Source organism: Enterobacter cloacae complex sp. HYC080_NIDB (assembly GCF_056673325.1).
Window position 1 is genome coordinate 1,250,866 of sequence record NZ_CP114212.1, and the last position, 21,751, is coordinate 1,272,616.

General features: G+C 56.1%; 17 protein-coding genes and 1 pseudogene. 8 read left to right on the plus strand and 10 right to left on the minus strand.

The window, feature by feature from the left end; all coding sequences use genetic code 11:
- Position 1: 1 nt before the first annotated feature.
- The gene (locus O1723_RS05950; protein ID WP_479983865.1) at positions 2–892 is read left to right on the plus strand and encodes a LysR family transcriptional regulator; all 891 of its coding nucleotides are present in this window, start codon (positions 2–4) and stop codon (positions 890–892) included.
- Here O1723_RS05950 and O1723_RS05955 read toward each other — a convergent pair.
- Complete coding sequence (locus O1723_RS05955) at positions 889–1,077, minus strand: YfgG family protein (RefSeq protein WP_028014036.1); 189 nt, start codon at positions 1,075–1,077, stop codon at positions 889–891. The genes O1723_RS05950 and O1723_RS05955 overlap by 4 nt on opposite strands.
- A gap of 353 nt (positions 1,078–1,430) precedes the next feature.
- Between O1723_RS05955 and O1723_RS05960 the strand changes: the two genes are divergently transcribed.
- Positions 1,431–3,671, plus strand: coding sequence for an EAL domain-containing protein (locus O1723_RS05960; protein WP_023337594.1), 2,241 nt, complete (start codon positions 1,431–1,433; stop codon positions 3,669–3,671).
- 4 nt (positions 3,672–3,675) lie between these two features.
- On the opposite strand, the gene ppx is transcribed toward O1723_RS05960, so the two are convergent.
- From ppx to purM, 4 genes are all read right to left on the minus strand, one after another.
- Positions 3,676–5,214 carry an exopolyphosphatase gene (gene ppx, locus O1723_RS05965; protein ID WP_014884781.1) on the minus strand — a complete coding sequence of 513 codons (1,539 nt, stop codon included), beginning with the start codon at positions 5,212–5,214 and terminating at the stop codon, positions 3,676–3,678.
- A 3-nt stretch (positions 5,215–5,217) separates the two neighbouring features.
- Positions 5,218–7,278 carry a polyphosphate kinase 1 gene (ppk1, locus tag O1723_RS05970; protein ID WP_014884780.1) on the minus strand — a complete coding sequence of 687 codons (2,061 nt, stop codon included), beginning with the start codon at positions 7,276–7,278 and terminating at the stop codon, positions 5,218–5,220.
- 200 nt (positions 7,279–7,478) lie between these two features.
- On the minus strand, positions 7,479–8,120 hold the full coding sequence (gene purN / locus O1723_RS05975; RefSeq protein WP_014884779.1) for a phosphoribosylglycinamide formyltransferase: 642 nt from the start codon (positions 8,118–8,120) through the stop codon (positions 7,479–7,481).
- The gene (gene purM / locus O1723_RS05980) at positions 8,117–9,154 is read right to left on the minus strand and encodes a phosphoribosylformylglycinamidine cyclo-ligase (RefSeq protein ID WP_023331057.1); all 1,038 of its coding nucleotides are present in this window, start codon (positions 9,152–9,154) and stop codon (positions 8,117–8,119) included. Before purM ends, purN begins: the two co-directional genes overlap by 4 nt.
- 266 nt (positions 9,155–9,420) lie before the next feature.
- Here purM and O1723_RS05985 point away from each other — a divergent pair, with 266 nt between their 5' ends.
- The 4 genes from O1723_RS05985 (at position 9,421) to O1723_RS06000 (ending at position 13,864) form a co-directional block, all read left to right on the plus strand.
- The gene (locus O1723_RS05985) at positions 9,421–10,851 is read left to right on the plus strand and encodes a 6-phospho-beta-glucosidase (protein ID WP_014884777.1); all 1,431 of its coding nucleotides are present in this window, start codon (positions 9,421–9,423) and stop codon (positions 10,849–10,851) included.
- 216 nt (positions 10,852–11,067) lie between these two features.
- Entirely contained in the window at positions 11,068–11,694 is a 627-nt protein-coding gene (gene upp / locus O1723_RS05990; RefSeq protein WP_008501641.1) for a uracil phosphoribosyltransferase, read from the plus strand.
- Between the two features lie 83 nt (positions 11,695–11,777).
- Positions 11,778–13,067: a uracil permease gene (gene uraA, locus O1723_RS05995; protein ID WP_023337593.1), complete on the plus strand. Its 1,290-nt coding sequence runs from the start codon at positions 11,778–11,780 to the stop codon at positions 13,065–13,067.
- A gap of 95 nt (positions 13,068–13,162) precedes the next feature.
- Positions 13,163–13,864, plus strand: a complete 702-nt coding sequence (locus O1723_RS06000) for a DnaA inactivator Hda (protein ID WP_213014348.1) — start codon at positions 13,163–13,165, stop codon at positions 13,862–13,864.
- Positions 13,865–13,944: 80 nt separating this feature from the next.
- Here O1723_RS06000 and O1723_RS06005 read toward each other — a convergent pair whose 3' ends face one another.
- The 3 genes and pseudogenes from O1723_RS06005 to celB all read right to left on the minus strand — a co-directional run bounded on the left by O1723_RS06005 (position 13,945) and on the right by celB (position 17,641).
- Positions 13,945–15,363 carry a leucyl aminopeptidase family protein gene (locus O1723_RS06005; RefSeq protein ID WP_248190645.1) on the minus strand — a complete coding sequence of 473 codons (1,419 nt, stop codon included), beginning with the start codon at positions 15,361–15,363 and terminating at the stop codon, positions 13,945–13,947.
- The gene (locus O1723_RS06010) at positions 15,363–16,319 is read right to left on the minus strand and encodes a glycosylasparaginase (protein WP_023337591.1); all 957 of its coding nucleotides are present in this window, start codon (positions 16,317–16,319) and stop codon (positions 15,363–15,365) included. Before O1723_RS06010 ends, O1723_RS06005 begins: the two co-directional genes overlap by 1 nt.
- A gap of 3 nt (positions 16,320–16,322) precedes the next feature.
- A pseudogene (celB, locus tag O1723_RS06015) lies at positions 16,323–17,641 on the minus strand (PTS cellobiose transporter subunit IIC).
- Between the two features lie 146 nt (positions 17,642–17,787).
- Here celB and O1723_RS06020 point away from each other — a divergent pair.
- Complete coding sequence (locus tag O1723_RS06020) at positions 17,788–18,612, plus strand: transcriptional regulator (protein ID WP_023337589.1); 825 nt, start codon at positions 17,788–17,790, stop codon at positions 18,610–18,612.
- On the opposite strand, the gene arsC is transcribed toward O1723_RS06020, so the two are convergent.
- Positions 18,609–18,965, minus strand: coding sequence for an arsenate reductase (glutaredoxin) (gene arsC / locus O1723_RS06025; protein WP_023337588.1), 357 nt, complete (start codon positions 18,963–18,965; stop codon positions 18,609–18,611). The genes O1723_RS06020 and arsC overlap by 4 nt on opposite strands.
- Positions 18,966–18,978: 13 nt before the next feature.
- On the minus strand, positions 18,979–20,442 hold the full coding sequence (gene bepA, locus O1723_RS06030) for a beta-barrel assembly-enhancing protease (RefSeq protein WP_248190618.1): 1,464 nt from the start codon (positions 20,440–20,442) through the stop codon (positions 18,979–18,981).
- A 221-nt stretch (positions 20,443–20,663) separates the two neighbouring features.
- On the opposite strand from bepA, the gene O1723_RS06035 reads away from it, so the two are divergent.
- Positions 20,664–21,728 carry an AI-2E family transporter gene (locus tag O1723_RS06035; RefSeq protein WP_023337586.1) on the plus strand — a complete coding sequence of 355 codons (1,065 nt, stop codon included), beginning with the start codon at positions 20,664–20,666 and terminating at the stop codon, positions 21,726–21,728.
- The last annotated feature ends 23 nt before the right edge of the window (positions 21,729–21,751 follow it).

The window sequence follows — 21,751 nt, forward strand, 5'->3', positions numbered from 1 at the left end:
AATGACGACGCTTAATCTGGGCTATCTCGCGACGTTCCGGCTGGTGATCCAGCGCGGCAGTTTTTCCGCTGCGGCGGATCTGATGGGCATTTCCCAGCCCGCTGTCAGCATGCAGGTACGTCAGCTGGAGCAGTTTTTGCAAACGCGCCTGGTGGAACGTACCGGGCGAGGCATTAAGGCGACGGCCGCCGGAGAGGCCCTGCTGGCCCACGGGGAACGCATTCAGCAGGTGGTGGATGAAACCCTCCAGTCCGTGGGTGCGTTCAGACACGATGTTAGCGGGACCATTACGCTTGGCACGGGGGCGACGGCCTGTATCCATCTTTTGCCGCCGTTACTGGAGCAACTGCGCCGTGACTATCCGCTCCTGCGGGTGGGCGTGACCACGGGTAACACGCTCGACATCGTCCGGGCTATCGAAGAGAACCGTCTCGATATGGGGCTGGTGACGCTGCCGGTCAGCGGCAAAGCGCTGGACGTCATGCCGGTGATGGACGAGGAGTTTGTCTTTATTTCTTCGCAGGCGCAGCAGGACGCTTTCAGGCACTTAACCCCGGAGGTGCTCCATGCTCAGTCGCTGATCGCCTTTGAGTCAGGCAGTAGTACCCGGACGCTCATTGATGGCTGGTTTGCTGCCAGCAGATTAACGATCGCACCGGTGATGCAGCTTGGCAGCATTGAGGCGATTAAGCGTATGGTTCGCGTGGGGCTGGGCTACAGTATCGTTCCAGGAATGGCGGTAGCGCATGAGGCTGACCGTGAAGGGCTGTGCGTGATGTCGCTGACGCCCATGCTGCAGCGACAGCTGGCTATCGTAATGCGGCAGGATAAGATCCTTAGCAAAGGGATAGCAGGAATTATTCGGCTGGTGCAAAACCATCCGGCGGGCTAGCGATCAGCGGCGTCGACGTTCAGGCTGGACTGCTGCGACTGGATCTTGTCCTGATGGTGATACCAGGCGCCAATGGAAGAGTAAACGAAGCGGCCAAAGAAAAACAGAAAGCTGATGAGCAGTATGATGCGGGTCATTCGGGTGTTAAAACGGTGTCGTTTGCGCATACGCGTGGCCTGACTCACTCTCTTTTTCCTGGGCATGCCCTTTTGGGCGATGGGGATATTAAGGCACAGCGGAAAGACAGGGTCAATTCCGCAATGTGTAAATAACCGTCAGTGTTTACATTAATTATTGTTATTGAAATTGATTGTTGCATTTACCATATTGATAATATGAGGAAAATTATTTCAAAAAAAACGCATCTAAGGCTTATTTGCATAAAATAGTTTGATTTAAGTCAACGGATTCCCGGCTCTGGTATTTAAAATCCCTCCTCCACACTGTTCGCCCTGCACATCACCGGGGCGGCGTCAGGTCAGGTTGGATGCCTGTCTTTATTTTCCCTCTGGAGTAAAAGGGGTTTAACCGGGCATCTATGAACATTTTCGCTTTTCTTAAAAACAATAAAAACCGCTGGTGGGCATTGCCGCTTATTTTGCCGGTGGGGTTACTGCCCGTGCTGAGCGTGGCGAATACGTTCACGCAGCTGGGCGACGGCATTGCGGCGCTCTATTATTTACCGCTCTCTTTTTTGCTTTCGCTGATGATGTTTTTTGGTCTGGAAGCCCTGCCCGGTATTGTACTGGCGCTGTTTATTCGCTATTACCCGTCGGTCGGGCTGTTCGAAACCGTCGCCGGTGTGTTCCATTTTATCGTCCCGTTAGTGCTCAGCTGGGGCGGCTATCGGGTTTTTGCGCCCAGACGAAATATGACGGCCTATGGCGATGTGCGGCTGATGGCGCAGCGTATGTTCTGGCAGGCCTTCTGCCCTGCGACGCTGTTTCTGGTGCTGTTCCAGTTTGCGGTGTATCTCGGCATATATGAGAGTCGTCAGAGCCTGGCGGGGCTGAACCCTTTTAATATTCGCACGCTGATTAACTATCAGGCCCTGCTGGTCAGCGGGCTGACGGGCGTGCCGCTATGTTATCTGCTGATCCGCCTGATTCGCCATCCGCGTTATCTCAACAGTCTCATCTCGCAGATCCGTAGCCAGATAGACGCAAAAGTGACGCCCGCTGAGTTTCTGATTTGGGCTGTTGCGCTCGGCGGGCTGATTTCGCTGCTGCTGCTCCCGATGAATGAAAACAGTTCCATTTTCACCACCAACTATACCCTGTCGTTGCTGATGCCGGTGATGCTCTGGGGGGCGATGCGCTTTGGCTATAAGCTGATTTCGCTTATCTGGACGCCGATACTGCTGGTGTCTATCCACTATTTTTACCGCTATATCCCAATGAACCAGGGATACGACATTCAGCTGGCGATCACCTCTTCCAGTTACCTGGTCTTTTCGTTCGTGGTGATTTACATGTCGATGCTGGCGACCCGGCAGCGCGCGGTGAACAAGCGTGCCCGCAGGCTGGCGTTACTCGACCCGGTTATGCATATGCCTAACCTGCGGGCGCTGTCGCGCGATCTGGCGAAAAACCCGTGGTCGGCGCTCTGTTTAGTGCGTATTCCTGAGCTGGAGATTCTGGGGCGTAACTATGGCGTGTTGCTGCGCATTCAGTACAAACAGCGGCTGGCGCAATGGATTAATGCCAGGCTCCAGTCCAACGAAAAGGTTTATCACCTCACGGGCTGTGACCTGGCGATTCGCCTTAACGCGGAATCGCACCAGCAGCGGATTGAAACTCTGGACGAGCATATCAAACAGTTCCGCTTTCTCTGGGATGGCATACCGTTGCAGCCGCAGGTGGGCGTGAGCTACTGCTATGTACGTTCGCCCGTCAACCACCTCTATCTGGTGCTGGGCGAGCTGGGGGTAGTGGCTGACCTGTCGCTCTCCTCTAACCACCCGGAAAACCTTCAGCAACGTGGTGCCGTCCACCTGCAGCGTAGCCTGAAGGATAAAGTCGCGGTGATGAGTCGCCTGCAGCGTGCGCTGGATAACAACGAATTCACGCTGCTGGTTCAGCCCGTGCGCGGCCTGCGGGGGGACAGCTATCACGAAGTGCTGCTGCGCATGACCGATGCAAACGGGCTGTTAATCTCGCCTGAACAATTCCTGCCCGTTGCCCAGGAGTTTGGACTCTCTTCGCGGGTGGATTTGTGGGTACTGGACCACACGCTGCGCTTCCTTGCAGCGCACCGCGAGAAACTGCCCGGCCAGCGCTTTGCCATTAATCTGGCCCCTTCAACGGTGTGTCGGGTGCAGTTCCCGCTCGAGGTGAGTCGTCTGCTGACCCACTATGCCATCGAGCCGTGGCAGCTGATCTTTGAAGTGACGGAGTGCAGCACCTTCTGCAACGCGGAACAGGCGCTACACATCCTCAGGCAGTTGCAGAAAATGGGGGTACGCATTGCGATTGATGATTTCGGTACCGGTTATGCGAGCTATGCGCGGCTGAAAAGCGTGGATGCCGACATTCTCAAGATTGACGGCAGCTTCATCCGTAATATCGTCAACAACAGTCTGGACTATCAGATTGTGGCGTCTATCTGCCATCTGGCACGCATGAAGAAGATGCTGGTGGTGGCGGAGTATGTCGAGACCGAAGAGATACGTAGCGCGGTTCACGCGCTAGGCATCGATTATGTGCAGGGTTATCTGATTGGCAAGCCGGTTGCGCTTGAGTCACTGGCGGAAACTGAGGCGTCCACCACGGACGCCTGAGTCATCATGCGGCGACGTCGGCGCTCTCTTCCTTGATTTTGAGCATCCAGCCGGTGACCGCTTCCCAGTACTGCTGCTCTTTTTCCAGATCCAGCAGGACCAGCGCGTTCTGGCTGAACCAGTCGTGCGGGAAGCTCAGCGTCCAGTGGTGATCGTCGGTTGTCAGCTTCAGCGTCGGCGGCGTCGTGGTGGCCTGACGCTGGTTATTGAGCAGCACGCCCAGACGCAGCAGCTGGATGAGCGGCAGGAACTGCTTCTTCTTGAACAGCGTGAAGCGCGGCAGATCGTCGAGCTTGATGGCCTTGCGGTGATAACGCACCAGCGTCGCCATCATGGTTTGCTGCTCCTGGTTAAAGCCAGGCAGATCGCTGTTTTGCAGAATATAGGCCGAATGGCGGTGCATCCCGCTGTGATTAATGTTCAGCCCCACCTCGTGCAGCATCGCGGCCCATTTCAGCAGGGCGGCAAGCTGCGGGTGCGCGAGCTTAGGATTCTGTTCTTCCCACTGTTCGTACATCTGGACCGTTGTTTCCAGCACGCGCTTCGCCTGCTCGCGGTCGATGTTGTACTGGTTGGCCAGGCTTTGCGCGGTGCGGCTGCGAATGTCCTGATGGCGGAAGCGGCCTTCCATCTCATACAGCACGCCTTCACGCAGCGCACCGTCGGAGAGACGCAGCTCCTTAATGGCAAGCGCATCAAACACGCCGCAGAGGATAGCCAGACCCGGTACAAATACCGCCTTACGTTCGTCAGAAAGACCCGGCAGGCTTAGGGCGTCAAAACTTTTATGCTTCAGCACTTCTTCGGTCAGCAGGGTCAGGCGTTCAGGCGTGATAAACCCGTCTTTTTCACCCATCGCCAGCAGGACTTCATGCGCCGCCTTGATGGTACCCGACGCGCCCAGCGCCACGTTCCAGCCCTGAATACGGTACTGCCAGGCCAGATTTTCCAGCTTCTGGACCGCGGCCATACGCGCCCGCTGGAAGTTTTCACGGGTGATGGCGCCGCCCGGGAAATACATCTGCGCGAAGCTGACGCAGCCCATACGGCGGCTTTCCACCAGACGCGGCTCAAAGTCTTCGCCGATCACCAGTTCCGTAGAACCCCCACCAATGTCGATAACCAGCTTGCGCCCTTTTTCCGGCTGGGTGTGCTCGACACCCATGAAAATCAGACGCGCTTCCTCGTTACCGGAGATGATCTCAATCGGGTAGGGGATCACTTTTTCGGCTCGCTTGAGGAACTCCGGGGCGTTCAGCGCCTGGCGCAGCGTGTGGGTCCCCACAATGCAAACGCTGGAAGGCGAGAAGCCCTGCAGGCGCTCAGCAAACAGGGACAGGCAGTTTAAGCCGCGCTCCATCGCCTCTTCGCTCAGCATGCTGCGTTCATCAAGACCATCCGCCAGGTGTACGCGCTGCTTCAGACGACCGATGATCTGCAGCGCGCCATCCACCTCACGGGCGATGACCATGTGGAAACTGTTAGAGCCAAGATCGACCGCGGCGAATTCCTGCGGGCGTGGGGTCTTATCATTTATCGGCATAGGTTAATCGGGTTGCTCGAGTGATTTGATATAGTCGTAAATCGCCAGTTGCGACCGCACTTTGCGACGATTGCCGCGCGGTACATAGCGGTTACTGAGTTCTTTGTCGATATAGCGCGCTTTCACCGTATCGCTGAACAGGATCTCGATAATGTCGAGGATACGCTGTTTCAGGCGCGGATCCAGCAGCGGGGTCGCGACTTCAATTCGATAGTCAATATTGCGCGTCATCCAGTCTGCCGAAGAGAGATAGACCTGTTTATCACCCGCATTATCGAAAATATAGACCCGATCGTGTTCCAGGTAGCGATCAACAATGCTGATAACGCGAATATTGTCGCTGATGCCTTCCAGTTCCGGGATCAGCGAGCACATGCCGCGGATCAGCAGGTTAACCGGCACGCCGGAGCTGGACGCCGCATACAGACGGTCCACCAGACCTTTATCGACCAGGTTGTTAAGCTTCAGCGTGATGCCAGATGACAAACCTTTCTGGGCATTGGCGATCTCTTTATCGATCATATCGTACAGCAGGCGGCGCGAGTTCTGCGGCGAGACCAGCAGATAGTCAAAGCTCACCGGGCGGTACGGATTCTCGATAAAGTTAAACACACGGCGCACTTCGTTAGTGATGCGGGCGTCGGCGGTGAGCAGCGAGTAGTCGGTGTAAATCCGCGCCGTTTTCTCGTTGAAGTTCCCGGTTCCGATGTGGGCATAACGCACCACGTCTTCGCCCTCTTTACGGGAGATCAGGAACAGCTTGGCGTGAATTTTCAGCCCAGGCGCGGAGAAGATGACGTGCACACCCGCTTCCGTCAGGCGGCGCGCCCAGTGAATGTTGGCTTCTTCATCGAAACGTGCCTGCAGCTCTACTACCACGGTCACTTTTTTGCCGTTGTGCGCCGCATGGATCATCGCGTCGATGATGCGGGAATCTTTTGCCACGCGGTAGATGTTGATTTTGATCGCCAGCACGCTCGGGTCGAAAGAGGCCTGACGCAGCAGTTCAAGCACGTGTTCAAACGTGTGGTACGGATAGTAGAGCAGGACGTCACGTTCGCGAATGGCGTCAAACCCGTTGCGGAATTTATCAAACCAGAGATGGCGCAGGCGCGGCAGCGGCTTGTTCACCAGGTTGGCTTTGCCAACGTTCGGGAAGCCAATAAAGTCTTTAAAGTTGTGGTAACGGCCACCGGGTACGATGGAGTCATAGCGCGAAATGGTCAGTTTCTCGCGCAGCATCTCCACCATGGCGTCCGGCATATCGCGCTGGTAAACAAAGCGGACCGGCTCGGCCGTCAGGCGCTGTTTCAGGCTGGAGGACATCAGCTCCATCAGGCTGGCTTCCATCTCGTGGACCAGGTCGTATTCGGCGTCACGGGTCATCTTCATCGAGTAGGCGTTTAGCGCATCGTAGTCGAAGAAGCCTTTGAAGATGTCGTCCAGACAGTAACGCAGGATGTTATCCAGCAGGATCATTGGCTTGCGTCTGCGCGGGGTTTCCGGCGGCAGGTTCACAAAGCGCGGCACCTTGTCAGACGGGATCTCCAGCAGCGCGTAGCTGATGGACTCACCGCGAATAATTTCCACGGCCAGATAGGTGTAGTCATCCTTCAGGAACTGCACCAGGTCGGTTTCGCGGTTAATCAGAATCGGGGTAATGTGCTGGCGGAGATAATGTTTGAAGTAGTGGCGCAGCCAGTTTTGTTGGTTAACGGAAAGCTGACGTTCGTTAATCAGGAAGATTTGATTGCGTGCCATCTCCAGCAGCAGTTCGTTATACAGGCCGTCAAACTCCTGATCGGCTTTCAACACGCGGGACTGGATTTTACCCAGCAGATGACGCGAGTGAGAATTTAAGCCCTGTTCTTCGCTGATGATGATCCGTCTTTTCAGCTCGGCAAAGCGAACCTTGTAGAACTCATCCAGGTTGTTGGAATAAATGCCCAAAAAACGCATGCGTTCGATCAGCGGGTTACTTTTGTCGGCCGCTTCCTGGAGTACACGTTCGTTAAATGCTAACCAGCTTAGCTCTTTCTCGATATATAACTTTTCCTGACCCATTACAGCTCACACTCCAGTTCAATCACAGGACGTGGTAAATCCGTCTCGTCCTTATTATGGCGAGCATTTCCACGATATGTCCAACAGTGCCAGAAAAGTATGACAGTTATTTTTTTTATTGGGGATTTTAGAGAGTTGGGGGAGGCAATATCGGGTAATGCAATAAGTCGGGTAAGCGTAGCGCCACCCGACATAACAAACTACTCTTCGGCCGCATAACCCTGAGGCGGAAGCTTAACGCCGTCCAGCCAGGCTGCACCGTCGCGCATTTCAAGACGCCCGTCAACAAACCAGCTGACCACCAGCGGGTAGATGGCGTGTTCCTGGGTTTGCACGCGCTCGGTCACGTCGTCTTCGTTGTCGCCATCAAAGACCGGGACTTTCGCCTGCAGGATCACCGGGCCACCGTCCAGTTCGTCGGTGACGAAATGCACAGAGGTACCGTGCTCCTCATCGCCATTTTCCAGCACCTGACGGTGGGTGTGCAGGCCGGGATATTTTGGCAGCAGGGAAGGGTGGATATTCAGCAGTCGCCCGGCGAAGTGTTCGACAAACGCCGGGCTCAGAATACGCATATAGCCCGCCAGTACGACCACGTCCGGTGCATAGGCATCAATCTCGTTAACCAGTTCGCGGTCGAAGGCTTCACGCCCGGCGAACTGGCTGGCTTCCAGCGCGTGCGCGGGAATGCTCTCTTGCCGCGCGCGCTCAAGGCCGAACGCGTCGGCCTTGTTGCTGAATACTGCCCGAATGGTGCCGTTAATTTTCTTCTGTTTGCAGGCGTCTATGATGGCCTGCAAATTACTTCCGTTGCCGGAAATGAGCACCACGATGTTTTTCATTCAATGACCACACGCTCTTCGGAATCGGAGGCTTTAATCGTACCGATTTTCCACGCGTTTTCACCTTTCTCGGTCAACAGCTTAACCGCTTTATCGGCTTCGCTTGCTGGCAGGGCGATAACCATGCCCACGCCGCAGTTAAAGGTGCGGTACATTTCGTGAGAACTCACGTTGCCTGCGGTCTGCAGCCAGTTAAAGACTGCCGGCCACTGCCATGAGGATTCGTCGATCACCGCCTGGGTGTTATCCGGCAGGACGCGCGGAATGTTTTCCCAGAAGCCGCCGCCGGTCAGGTGGGCAATGGCGTGAACGTCAACGTTCTCGATAAGCTCCAGCACGTTTTTCACGTAGATGCGGGTCGGGGCCAGCAGATGGTCAGCCAGCGGTTTACCTTCAAGCTCAGTGGTTTGTGGGTCGCAACCGCTGACTTCGAGAATTTTACGCACCAGAGAGTAGCCGTTGGAGTGTGGGCCGCTGGAAGCCAGCGCAATCAGCACATCACCATCAGCCACTTTGCTGCCGTCGATAATTTCTGATTTTTCTACTACACCGACGCAGAAGCCTGCGACGTCATAATCTTCGCCGTGATACATGCCAGGCATTTCCGCGGTTTCACCGCCCACCAGCGCGCAGCCGGACTGCAGACAGCCTTCGGCGATACCGTTAATGACGCTGGCTGCGGTATCCACATCCAGTTTGCCGGTCGCGTAGTAATCGAGGAAGAACAGGGGTTCTGCACCCTGAACCACCAGGTCATTCACGCACATCGCAACCAGATCGATACCGATCGTGTCGTGACGTTTTAAATCCATCGCCAGGCGCAGTTTGGTGCCTACGCCGTCAGTTCCCGAGACCAGAACAGGTTCACGATATTTTTGCGGCAGCGCGCACAGTGCGCCGAATCCACCCAGACCCCCCATCACTTCCGGGCGGCGGGTTTTTTTCACCACACCTTTGATTCGGTCAACCAGCGCATTACCTGCGTCAATATCAACACCGGCATCTTTGTAGCTGAGAGAAGTTTTGTTGGTCACGGCTCAAGTCCCCACGCGATTGCATAGCTAGTAAGAAAAATCGGCGCAATTCTAACAGTCCAGGCAAACGTTTGCGAGCCTATTCTCGGTGGAGGGATCTTTTTTTCTCTCTGGCCATTGCGGGGCAACAAACTTGACTCTGTTCACGAAAATGAAACCGGTTTCGGTGATCTGCTTGCAACGGATAACCCCTTTGCACATCATCGAACTGAAACCGGTTTCTGTAATTGTTTTTGCAGAAAATAACGCAGAATGAGGGAAAGCGAATGTCAGGATTTAAAGCAGATTTTCTGTGGGGTGGTGCCGTTGCGGCGCATCAGCTGGAAGGCGGCTGGAAAGAGGGCGGCAAGGGCGTAAGCGTTGCCGACGTCATGACGGCGGGTGCGCATGGCGTACCGCGTGAAATCACCAACGGCGTGCTGGAAGGGAAGAATTACCCTAACCATGAAGCCATTGATTTCTACCATCGTTATAAAGAAGACATCAGACTCTTTGCCGAGATGGGGTTCAAATGTTTCCGTACCTCCATCGCCTGGACGCGTATCTTCCCGAAAGGCGATGAGCGGGAGCCTAATGAGGCTGGCCTGAAATTCTATGACGATCTGTTCGACGAATGCCTGAAGTACGGCATCGAACCGGTTATTACGCTTTCTCACTTCGAGATGCCTTTCCACCTGGTGACGGAATACGGCGGCTGGCGCAACCGTAAGCTGATCGACTTTTTCGTTCGTTTTGCAAAAGTGGTCTTCCAGCGCTATCAGCATAAAGTGAAATACTGGATGACCTTCAATGAGATCAACAACCAGGCTAACTTCCACGAAGATTTTGCGCCGTTCACCAACTCCGGGTTGAAGTATGCGCCGGGTGAAGACCGTGAGCCGGTCATGTTCCAGGCCGCGCACTACGAGCTGGTGGCCAGCGCCCTGGCGGTGAAGGCGGGACGCGAAATTAATCCGTCGCTGCAGATCGGCTGCATGATTGCTATGTGTCCTATCTATCCGCTGACCTGCGCGCCGGACGATATGATGATGGCGATGAATGCGATGCACCGTCGCTACTGGTTTACCGACGTGCACGTCCGCGGTAAGTACCCGCAGCATCTGCTCAACTACTTTGAACGTCGCGGGTTCGCGCTGGATATTACCGATGAGGATAAAGCAGCGCTGCGCCAGGGTTGCGTTGATTATATCGGCTTCAGCTATTACATGTCCTTTGCCACCAAGGCGACGGCGGACAACCCGCAGCTTGATTACGACGAGAGCAAGAGCCTGGTCTCTAACCCGTATGTGCAGAAATCCGACTGGGGCTGGCAGATTGACCCGGTTGGGCTGCGCTACTCCCTGAACTGGTTCTGGGATCACTACCAGTTGCCGCTGTTCATTGTTGAAAACGGCTTTGGCGCGATTGACGTGCAGGAGAGTGACGGCACGGTAAACGATCGGTACCGCATTGATTACCTTTCTGCGCACATCCGCGAGATGAAAAAAGCGGTGGTGGAAGATGGCGTAGATCTGATGGGCTACACCCCGTGGGGCTGTATCGACCTTGTGTCTGCCGGCACCGGTGAAATGAAAAAACGCTACGGCTTTATCTTTGTCGATAAAGACAATGAAGGGAACGGCACGCTGAACCGCAGCAAGAAAAAGTCCTTCGACTGGTATAAGCAGGTGATTGCGAGCAACGGCGAGCAGCTATAATTGCCCGGTGGCGCTGCGCTTACCGGGCCTACGGGATTTGTAGGCCGGGTAAGCGTTAGCGCCACCCGGCAGAACCCCGCACCCAAGCCGGAGCCCAGCCTCCGGCTTTTTTGTCTTTGATTGACATATGTCAAGCAAGATGGGTATGGCGCAATCCGAAAAAAGCGGTATAATCCCGCGATTTTTTTGCGGATGCCACCTCAGAGGAGAAAGAGAATGAAGATTGTGGAAGTGAAACACCCACTCGTTAAACACAAGTTGGGCCTGATGCGTGAGCATGACATCAGCACGAAGCGTTTTCGCGAACTGGCTTCTGAAGTGGGCAGCCTGCTGACCTACGAAGCAACCTCTGATCTGGAAACGGAAAAAGTCACCATCGAAGGCTGGAACGGCCCGGTGCAGGTTGAGCAGATCAAAGGGAAGAAAATTACCGTCGTGCCTATCCTGCGTGCCGGTCTGGGTATGATGGAAGGCGTGCTAGAGCACGTACCAAGCGCGCGCATCAGCGTGGTCGGTATCTACCGTAATGAAGAGACGCTGGAGCCGGTTCCTTACTTCCAGAAGCTGGTGTCCAACATCGACGAACGTATGGCGCTGGTGGTTGACCCTATGCTGGCGACCGGCGGTTCAATGATCGCCACCATTGACCTGCTGAAAAAAGCGGGCTGCAGCAGCATTAAGGTGCTGGTACTCGTTGCGGCACCGGAAGGGATCGCGGCGCTGGAAAAAGCGCACCCGGACGTTGAGCTGTACACCGCCTCTATCGACCAGGGTCTTAACGAGCACGGATACATCATTCCGGGGCTCGGCGATGCCGGCGATAAGATCTTTGGTACGAAATAATCGAATAACGATAAAAAAGCCGACTTTGATAGTCGGCTTTTTTTTGAATAAAACACCAACAACAAAACTCAGAGGAAAACACTATGACGCGCCGTGCTATCGGGGTGAGTGAAAGACCGCCGCTTTTACAGACTATCCCGCTTAGTTTGCAGCACCTGTTCGCCATGTTTGGCGCAACCGTGCTGGTGCCAATCCTGTTTCACATTAACCCGGCTACCGTGCTGCTGTTCAACGGCATCGGTACGCTGATGTACCTCTTTATCTGTAAAGGCAAAATCCCGGCGTATCTCGGGTCGAGCTTCGCCTTTATCTCTCCGGTGCTATTGCTGCTGCCGCTGGGTTATGAAGTGGCGCTGGGCGGCTTTATCATGTGTGGCGTACTGTTCTGCCTGGTCTCCTTCATTGTGAAGAAAGCCGGTACCGGCTGGCTGGACGTGATGTTCCCCCCTGCGGCGATGGGCGCAATCGTTGCCGTCATCGGTCTCGAACTGGCGGGCGTGGCGGCGAATATGGCCGGTCTGCTGCCTGCGGACGGGCAATCGCCGGATTCTAAAACCATCATTATCTCGATGGTGACGCTGGGCGTGACGGTGTTTGGCTCCGTGCTGTTCCGCGGCTTTATGGCGATTATCCCGATCCTGATCGGCGTGCTGGCGGGCTATGCGCTCTCCTTCGTGATGGGCGTGGTGGATACCACACCGATTGCCGAGGCGCACTGGTTCGCGCTGCCAACCTTCTACACCCCGCGCTTCGAGTGGTTTGCTATCTTCACCATTCTGCCCGCCGCACTGGTCGTGATTGCGGAGCACGTCGGCCACCTGGTGGTAACGGCGAACATCGTGAAGCGTGATTTAATCCGCGACCCGGGTCTGCACCGCTCCATGTTTGCGAACGGTTTCTCCACCATCATCTCCGGTTTCTTCGGATCCACGCCAAACACCACGTACGGTGAGAACATCGGCGTGATGGCAATCACCCGCGTCTACAGCACCTGGGTTATTGGCGGCGCGGCGATTATTGCCATTCTGCTCTCCTGCGTGGGTAAGCTGGCGGCAGCGATTCAGATCATCCCGGTGCCGGTCATGGGCGGCGTCTCGCTGCTGCTGTACGGGGTAATCGGTGCCTCCGGGATTCGCGTGCTGATTGAATCGAAAGTGGATTACAGCAAAGCGCAGAACCTGATCCTCACCTCGGTCATTCTGATTATCGGCGTGAGCGGTGCGAAGGTGCACATCGGTGCGGCCGAGCTGAAAGGCATGGCGCTGGCGACCATCGTCGGCGTGGGCCTGAGCCTGATTTTCAAGCTGATCTCGGTGATCCGCCCGGAAGAGGTGGTCCTGGACGCTGACGAAAGCGAAAAAGCGCCACATTGATCCTTTAACCGGGTGGACGATCCGCCCGGTTCTCTCCTTGCAGGTTCCGTGTTAAACTCCGTTCCGATTTTACGTAAGATCTGGTTGAGGTACTTCTGAACGGACCGGCACAGCTCTCTCTGCCACTCTATCTCCCTGACGATGAAACTTTTGCGAGTTTCTGGCCGGGTGATAACCCCTCTTTACTGGCTGCACTGCAAAACGTGCTGCGCCAGGAGCACAGCGGATACATCTATATCTGGTCACGCGAAGGCGCGGGGCGCAGCCACCTGTTGCATGCCGCCTGCGCGGAGCTTTCGGCGCGCGGTGATGCGGTAGGCTATGTGCCGCTGGATAAACGTACCTGGTTCGTGCCTGACGTGCTGGAGGGAATGGAACATCTCTCCCTGGTCTGCATCGATAATATCGAATGCGTGGCGGGGGATGAGCCGTGGGAAATGGCGATCTTTAACCTCTATAACCGCATTCTGGAGTCGGGCAAAACCCGACTGCTGATCACCGGCGATCGTCCACCGCGCCAGCTCAATCTTGGGTTGCCGGATCTGGCGTCACGTCTGGACTGGGGGCAAATCTACAAGCTCCAGCCGCTGTCGGATGAAGATAAGCTTCAGGCATTACAGCTGCGCGCAAAGCAGCGTGGCTTTGAGCTGCCGGAAGACGTGGGCCGTTTCCTGCTCAAGCGCCTGGACAGGGAAATGCGCACCCTGTTCGATACGCTCGATCAGCTCGATCGCGCTTCCATTACCGCCCAGCGCAAGCTGACCATTCCGTTTGTGAAAGATATCCTTAAGCTTTGAGTGTTTTCGCCCGGTGGCGCTACGCTTACCGGGCCTACAAGTGCTCTTTGTAGTCCGGGTAAGGCGTAGCCGCCACCCGGCTAAAGATCCTCCAACAGATGCTCTACCAGAAGTGGAATCGGCCGTCCTGATGCCACGCTCCGTCCACCTTCACGCCACAGCGCCGTGCCGCTGATATCCAGATGCGCCCACGGAATGGTTGGCGGGCAGAAGTGATGCAGCAACCACGCCGCCGAGGCGCTTATCGCCGCATTGTTGGTTGGCGTGTTGCACAGATCGGCGATGGCGCTGTCGGTCTGCTTTTTCAACCGCGCATCCAGCGGCAGGGACCACACTTCGTCGCCACTCTGTTTCCCTGCCTGCGTCAGCGCACTGCGCAGCGGTTCATCCTGCGTCATTAGCCCGCTTAGCTCATACCCCAGCGCCTTCACGACTGCACCGGTTAAGGTCGCCATATCAATAATATAGCGCGTCTGCGGATGCCGCTGGCTGGCCCAGGCGATGGCATCCGCCAGCACCAGTCGACCTTCAGCATCGGTATTGTTGATTTCAACCGTGGTGCCGTTGCAGGCTGTTGCCACCGTGCCGGGCTGCATCGCATTGGGGCCGATGGCATTTTCTGCCAGTGCCAGCACGCCCATGATGCGTACGGGTAATCCCAGCTCTGCCACGGTGAGCATCAGCCCCAGCACGTTAGCCGCCCCGCACATGTCATATTTCATGGTGTACATGCCCGCACCTTCTTTCAGCCACAGACCGCCGGTATCAAAGGTGATGCCTTTTCCCACATAGCAGCGCACCGGGCCGTCGTGAGTGCCATCATAATGCATCGCCAGCAGACGTGGCGGGCAGGTGGCTCCTTTGCCGACGGCGTGCAGTAGACCCAGGCCGTGCTCAACAATCTCTTTTTCGTTGAGCACTTCGCAGCGCAGGGCGGGGAAGAGGGCGCAGAGCTTTAGTGCCTCTTCTACCACAAACTGCGGCGTACACCGGTCAGAGGGGATATCCGCCAGACGTCGTGCCGCGACCATGCCGTGCGCGATAGCCTGCTGCTGGCGGAAAACCCCCTCCAGCTTCGCCTGTTGTTCCGGCAGGCAGAGGGCGATGATATGCGCAATACGGACGTCATCGTCGGTTTTCTTTAGCTGCAAATCGCTCAGCCGGTGCGCCTGATTAAAGAGAAAACGCAGCACTTGCGCCAGCACGACGTCGTCGATATTTGTCACGTCCAGCATCACATCGGGACTCACGGGTGAGGCCAGCAGCGGGCGCAGCGCCGTGAGCAATCCTTCTGTCAGGCTATCGTGCCAGAGCGCATCGGGGAGCAGCGTGATCCGGGCAAAAGGGGCGCAGCCAAAGCGGGCGTCAGCGATGCCGCTGGACTCGCGCATTTCCGCGATAAGCGCAGTTTGCGGCAAATGCGCACAGGCGGTGCGGGCGATGAAATGGCTTTGCGGCTTTGCGTCGGAAAGTGCGGTAAAGAGTTGATATGTAATCATCATGACTCCTCAATCGGGGCGCGGATCCGCGCGGCATAGGCCTGCATCCATTCATCGTCTACCGCGTGATAATGCGTTTTTTCCCGCAGACGCTCTGTGCGATAAACGGTGAGAGGCTGTCGAGCCGTCGCCACCACAAACGAAAAGGTTTTGATATTCGTCGCGGCGCCGAACTCGCCCTTGTTATTCATGCACACCACGGAGAGATCGCCCGCGCGACCGAAGCGCGACATCAGCTTATCTTCCAGCTCGAACACCACTGAATCTGCGGCCTGCTGCGGCGACATACCTTGCGCCATCCGGCGAACGATTTCGTAGCTGGTGCAGCCTTTCATCAGATCTTCACCGACGCCCGTGGCGGTAGCGGCACCGGTTTCGCTGTCGCAGTAAAAGCCGGAGCCGATAATAGGGGAATCCCCAATGCGGCCGCGTTTTTTCATAAACAGGCCGCTGGTGGAGGTGGCGACGCTCATGGAACCCTGCTTATCAAGACCGATAATGCCGACGGTATCGTGTCCGTCGTACGGGCTTAAGCCTTTATCCAGCGTCTCGCGGCAGCGCTTGCGGTAGTGCTGCATGGCGCGCTCCGTGAGCATGGTTTTGTCGGCAAAGCCCTGGCTCAGTGCCCATTCACGTGCGCCCTGGCCGACCAGCAGGCTGTTGTAGCGCTGGCGGCTCAGCGCGTGCGCCACGCGCACCGGATTGGCGATATCCACCAGATTTCCTACGGCACCGAACGCCAGCGAGTCGCCGTCCATGTACGCCGCATCCAGCTCGACTTCGCCGTTTTCGGTAGGCAGCCCGCCATAGCCGACGGATTTATACAGCGGGAAGTCTTCCACGGCAGCGACGGCATCCACCACCGCTGCTGAGACCGGTTTTCCCGCCGCCAGGGCAGATGCAGATTCCGTTACGCCTTCAAGCGCCATTCGCCAGGTTGCGATAATTCCCCACATGCTTTACTCCTGTTTTGCAAGGGTGGTGTCAGTTTGCGTGACCGTGCTCAGCTCCGCAGCACGGTACTGTTTGTCCACGATACGCATGAAAGGCAGGTACAACATGGCGCCAATCAGCAGGTTGATAAGCTGCATCACGCTGCCGCTCAGGTGCCCGGTAACGATAAAACCGCTGATGACCGGTGGCAGCGTCCAGGGGATAAACACCCCGGTGGTGACGGCGACCGCGCCAATTTTCATCGCCGCATACTGCACGGTAACCAGCACCAGCGGCACCAGGTTGAACGGAATAAGCATGATCGGGTTCATGATCACCGGCAGGCCAAACAGGATCGGCTCGTTAATGTTAAACACCGACGCCCCCGCGCCGAGGCGCGCCACTTCGCGCATGTTTTTACTGCGGGCGAAAATCAGCATCGCAATCACCAGCGACAGCGTGGCGCCCGCTCCCCCCATCCAGATCATGTCAAAAAACTGTTCAGTAATAATGTGCGGCGGCGTCGTGCCCGCCTGAATGGCGGCGATGTTATCGGTCTGGTTTTCCATCCACAGCGGACGAATGATGCCGTTGATCATCGAGCCGGAGTTAATCCCCACTGACCACAGAATAGTGATGCTGAATACGGTCATCAGCGCGCCAAAGTAAGAGGTGCCGTAGTGGCGTACCGGCGTGGCGACCACCTCGTAAATGAACTGATGGATGGTGTTGTAGTGGGTATTTTCGAAGATGATGCGGATACCCAGCACCAGTATCATGACCAGCAGGGCCGGGATCAGCGCTGCGAAGGACTCCTGCACCGCAGGCGGCACGCCGTCCGGCATTTTAATGACCAGATTTTTGCGCTTCAGCCAGCAGAACAGTTCCGTCCACAGCAGCGAACCGATCATCGCCACAAACAGCCCCTTGCTGCCAATCCACTCTACCGGTATGACGGTAATGCCGCCGTTTTCCGCCACTTTGATAAACGGCGTCAGGATTAAAAATGCGACCAATGCCAGGATGCCGCAGGAGATACGGTCCTCGCCATAGTGTTCGGCCAGGCGGAAGGCGACCAGGAAGCTGATAAACAGCGACATGGTGGAGAAGACCGCATTGAAGGAATTTCGATAATCGCGCTCCAGCTCTCACCAAAGGCCTGAGACATAAACTGCTGATAGGTTTGATTCGGGAACGACGAGATGACGAGCAGAATGGAGCCGACGATGATAAATGGCATGAATGAAACGTAGGCACCACGAATGGCCCCGAGATGGCGCTGCTGGGCCGTTTTCGCCGCCAGCGGCATCAGTTTTGCTTCAAGAAATCCCAGAACATTGTTCATTGTGAACTCCGTACAAGATTGAGGGGTGTTGTTTATGTTATGTCTGTGGATTATCAGTGAAGCGCGGTGAGCGAAAGGTGAAATCGGTCACAAAGCAATCGCTTGTATAATATAAATCTCATAAGATTGGTTTCAGGAGGATTGGAATGGAAATCAAACTGCACGCCAATGCCACCACCACGCCGCGCATCCGCCGCTACCTTCAGCAGTCTGATAAAAGCGACAGGGAACTGGCCGTTGAGCTGGGGATCTCGGTCACTACCGTCAGGCGCTGGCGCAACCGCGATCGGGTTTCGGATAACCACACTACGCCAAAAGTGATACACAAAGCGCTGAGACAAGAGCAGGTTGCACTGGTTAATGCCCTGCGCGACATATCAGGTGCGCCATTAGATGAATTGCTGCAGATAGTTAACGATATCCTGGGCATCCCCGTCTCACGGGCAACGCTGAGTCGCTATCTCAAACCGGCACCCGCGAAACAAAAAGGGGCTTCGTTGCAGGGAAAAAAGGCGCTGAAAGCTGGCATCAGGCCGCATACGCTGCTGCTGTATCATCAGCCTTTGTCGCTGCATATGGATGATGGGGGCGAACAACACCTGCTGTGGGCGCGCGAACCGGTGAGCGGCTGGTGTTATGCCCGGCTCTATGCGGGTCTTTCGCCGCAGTTGCTCACTACCTGGACGCGCGCGCTGCTGGAGGCCTGTCCTGCTGATGTACAAACTCTTGAGACTTTTGGTTTTGAACCGACACTACCTGCACAAGACGTTGTTGTTAACGCTCATCCACACAAGCACAATGCGCTGCAGGTGGCGCTACCGCTCCGGGATATTATTCCGCGAGTGAATGATGAACCGGCTGGAGAGGTTGTTATCACGCTATGCGAGTTTTATAACCGGGGTAAAACGCAGAAAAAGCTGGGAGAAAGTACGCCGCAGGCGTTTCTGGAAGCGCTGCGGCGTAAGGACTAGAGGATGTCGAGGACATCTTCCGGCGGACGGCCGATGCGTGCTTTACCGTTTGCCACCACAATCGGTCGCTCAATCAGCTTTGGATTGTCAACCATCGCCTGAATCAGCTGGTCTTCGCTGAGGTACGTGTCGTCCAGATTCAGTGACTTATACAGATCCTCTTTCTGGCGCATCAGTTCGCGCGCGCTGCCCATTCCCAGCATGTGCAGCAGCTGACGAAGCGTCTGCGCGTCCGGCGGTGTGTCGAGATACAACACCACGTCAGGGTCGATACCGTTAGACTTCAGCAGGCTGAGCGTGTCGCGGCTCTTGGAGCAGCGAGGGTTATGATAAATTTTTACCGCGTCTGTCATAATTTCTCCTTGATTACATCTTCTCGTACAGCTTAAAGCGTTGTTGCAGACTACGCAGCTGGTCGATACGCGCGTCGTAGCGGGCCTGTTGCAGGCTGCCGAGTTTGACCTGCGAGCTGGCACTGCTCAACAAGGAAATCGCCTGATCGAGGCGACCCGCCAGTGCCAGGCCTTCAGCACGCGCGGCCAGCTCCTGATCGCGGTTACCCAATTGCCCCTGGGCCTGGGCGAGCAATTCCCAGCCGTTCTGGTCATCTTTATTGTTAAAGGTATAGCGGTTCAGGATGGTCACAGCCTCCGCTGGCTGACCGCCCTGTAGATAAGCGTTAGCAAGGTTAAGCTGTAGCACCGGGTTGGTGCGTATGTCTTTCGCCCCTTTCAGGCGGTTAATCGCATCGGTGGTTTTCTTCTGCCCCAGATCGATATCCGTCGAGAGATCGAGATACCACGGGTTATTCGGATCTGCGGCCAGCAGGGGCTGCAGCGCTTTACGCGCGTCGTCGTATTTGCTGGCTTCCATCGCCTGTAATGCCTGGCCATACTGCGCGGCGTTTTTTTCACGCACGTTGCCTTTCGCCAGGGTGTCCAGCAGATCGCTGGTCAGCTGGTTACGCCCGGAGTTGTACATGCCGAGCGTTCGCACTTTCGCCATATAGAAGTCCTGAGACGACTGCACGACGACCGGGCGCATCTGGTTGGCACGGTTACGGGCATCCGACAAACGGCTTTCCGGTAACGGGTGGGTAAGTAAAATTTCCGGGGGACGGGAAGAGTAACGTGCCTGATCGAGCAGTTTTTCCAGGAAGGTCGGCATGGCCTGCGGGTCAAAGCCCGAACGCTGTAAAACCTGAATGCCGATACGGTCCGCTTCCTGTTCGTTTTGCTGGGTGAAGCTGATCATCCCCTGACGCGTTCCGGCCAGCGTACCGGTCAGTGCCGCCATCCCCGCCTGTGGGCTGGCCATTGCGAGCAGAATAGAACCCAGCGCTCCCACCCAGGTGAGCGGGGCATTGCGCTTCTGGTCTTCCATTGCACGCGCCAGGTGGCGCTGGGTGACGTGTGAAATTTCGTGCGCCATCACCGAAGCCAGCTGGCTTTCGTTGTCAGAGTAGCGAAATAACGCCGAATGCAGCACCACGTTCCCGCCAAAGAAGGCGAAGGCGTTAATTTCGTCGTTATTGATTAAATAGAAATGGAAGGGCGTTTTGACCGAGTCGGCGTGCGCCACCAGACGCATCCCCAGCCCGTTAATATACTGTACCAGCAAAGGATCGTTAATCAGCGGGGCGCTGCCGCGCAGCTGGCGAACATAGTAATCGCCCATTTGCATCTCTTGCCCGATAGAGAGCGTGCTTCCTGCTGTGGTGCCCATGTCCGGCAATGAGTCGGACGAGTCAGCGAAAGCGGGCAACACCTGACCGACCGTCACTGCGGCAATCAGTGTTGCAACCAGTGTTTTTCTCAACTGCCTGAACATAACCACTGTCCTGTATGTTGGATGTGCTAATTTGACCGATGAACCGCCATATCGTTCATCTCTGCTGCCCTGCGAGTGTAGCTGTGTTACAGCATGAAGAAAATCCCATTCATCAGGCTTTTGCGGATTGTGACAGGGATACAAAAAGCGAAAGTCTTTTTTGTGACAGTTAGATACAATTCACCGTCTCACTCCCGCCATTCGATTCAGGGAAGGGTTGTATGCTCGAAATGTTAATGCAGTGGTACCGGCGTCGGTTCAGTGACCCGGAAGCCATTGCTTTGTTGGTTATTCTGGTTGCCGGGTTCGGTATTCTGTTCTTCTTCAGCGGCCTTCTCGCGCCTCTGCTGGTGGCGATTGTGCTGGCGTATCTGCTGGAGTGGCCAACGGCGCGCCTGGAACATATCGGTTGTTCTCGTCGCTGGGCGGCAAGCATCGTCCTGGTGCTGTTTGTCGGCATTCTGCTGTTGATGGCCTTCGTGGTGATGCCCGTGGCCTGGCAGCAGGGGATCTACCTGATCCGCGACATGCCCGGCATGTTGAATAAGCTCTCAGATTTCGCCGCCACCCTGCCGCGCCGTTATCCCGCGTTAATGGACGCCGGTATCATCGACGCGATGGCGGAAAACATGCGTGCCCGCATCATGACGATGGGCGACTCGGTGGTGAAATATTCGCTGGCCTCACTGGTGGGGCTGCTCACTCTGGCCGTTTACCTCGTGCTCGTGCCGCTGATGGTTTTCTTCCTGGTCAAAGATAAAGACCAGATGCTTAACGCCGTGCGGCGTATTTTGCCGCGCAACCGCGGGCTGGCGGGGCAGGTCTGGGAAGAGATGAACCAGCAGATCACTAACTACATTCGCGGCAAGGTGCTGGAGATGATGTTGGTGGGGGTAGCAACCTGGATTGGTTTCGTGATCTTCGGCCTCAACTACTCGCTGCTGCTGGCCGTGCTGGTGGGATTCTCGGTCCTGATTCCGTATATCGGCGCGTTTGTGGTCACCATTCCGGTGGTGGGCGTCGCGCTGTTCCAGTTTGGTCTGGGGACGGAGTTCTGGAGCTGCTTCGCGGTGTACCTGATTATTCAGGGGCTTGACGGGAACCTGCTGGTACCGGTGCTGTTCTCCGAAGCGGTAAACCTGCATCCGCTGGTGATTATCTTATCCGTGGTAATTTTCGGCGGGCTGTGGGGGTTCTGGGGCGTATTCTTTGCGATTCCGCTGGCCACGCTGATTAAAGCGGTGGTGCACGCTTGGCCGGATGTACCGGCGGTGGAAGAGAAGTAGATTTTGTGCGGGCTGATGCCCTC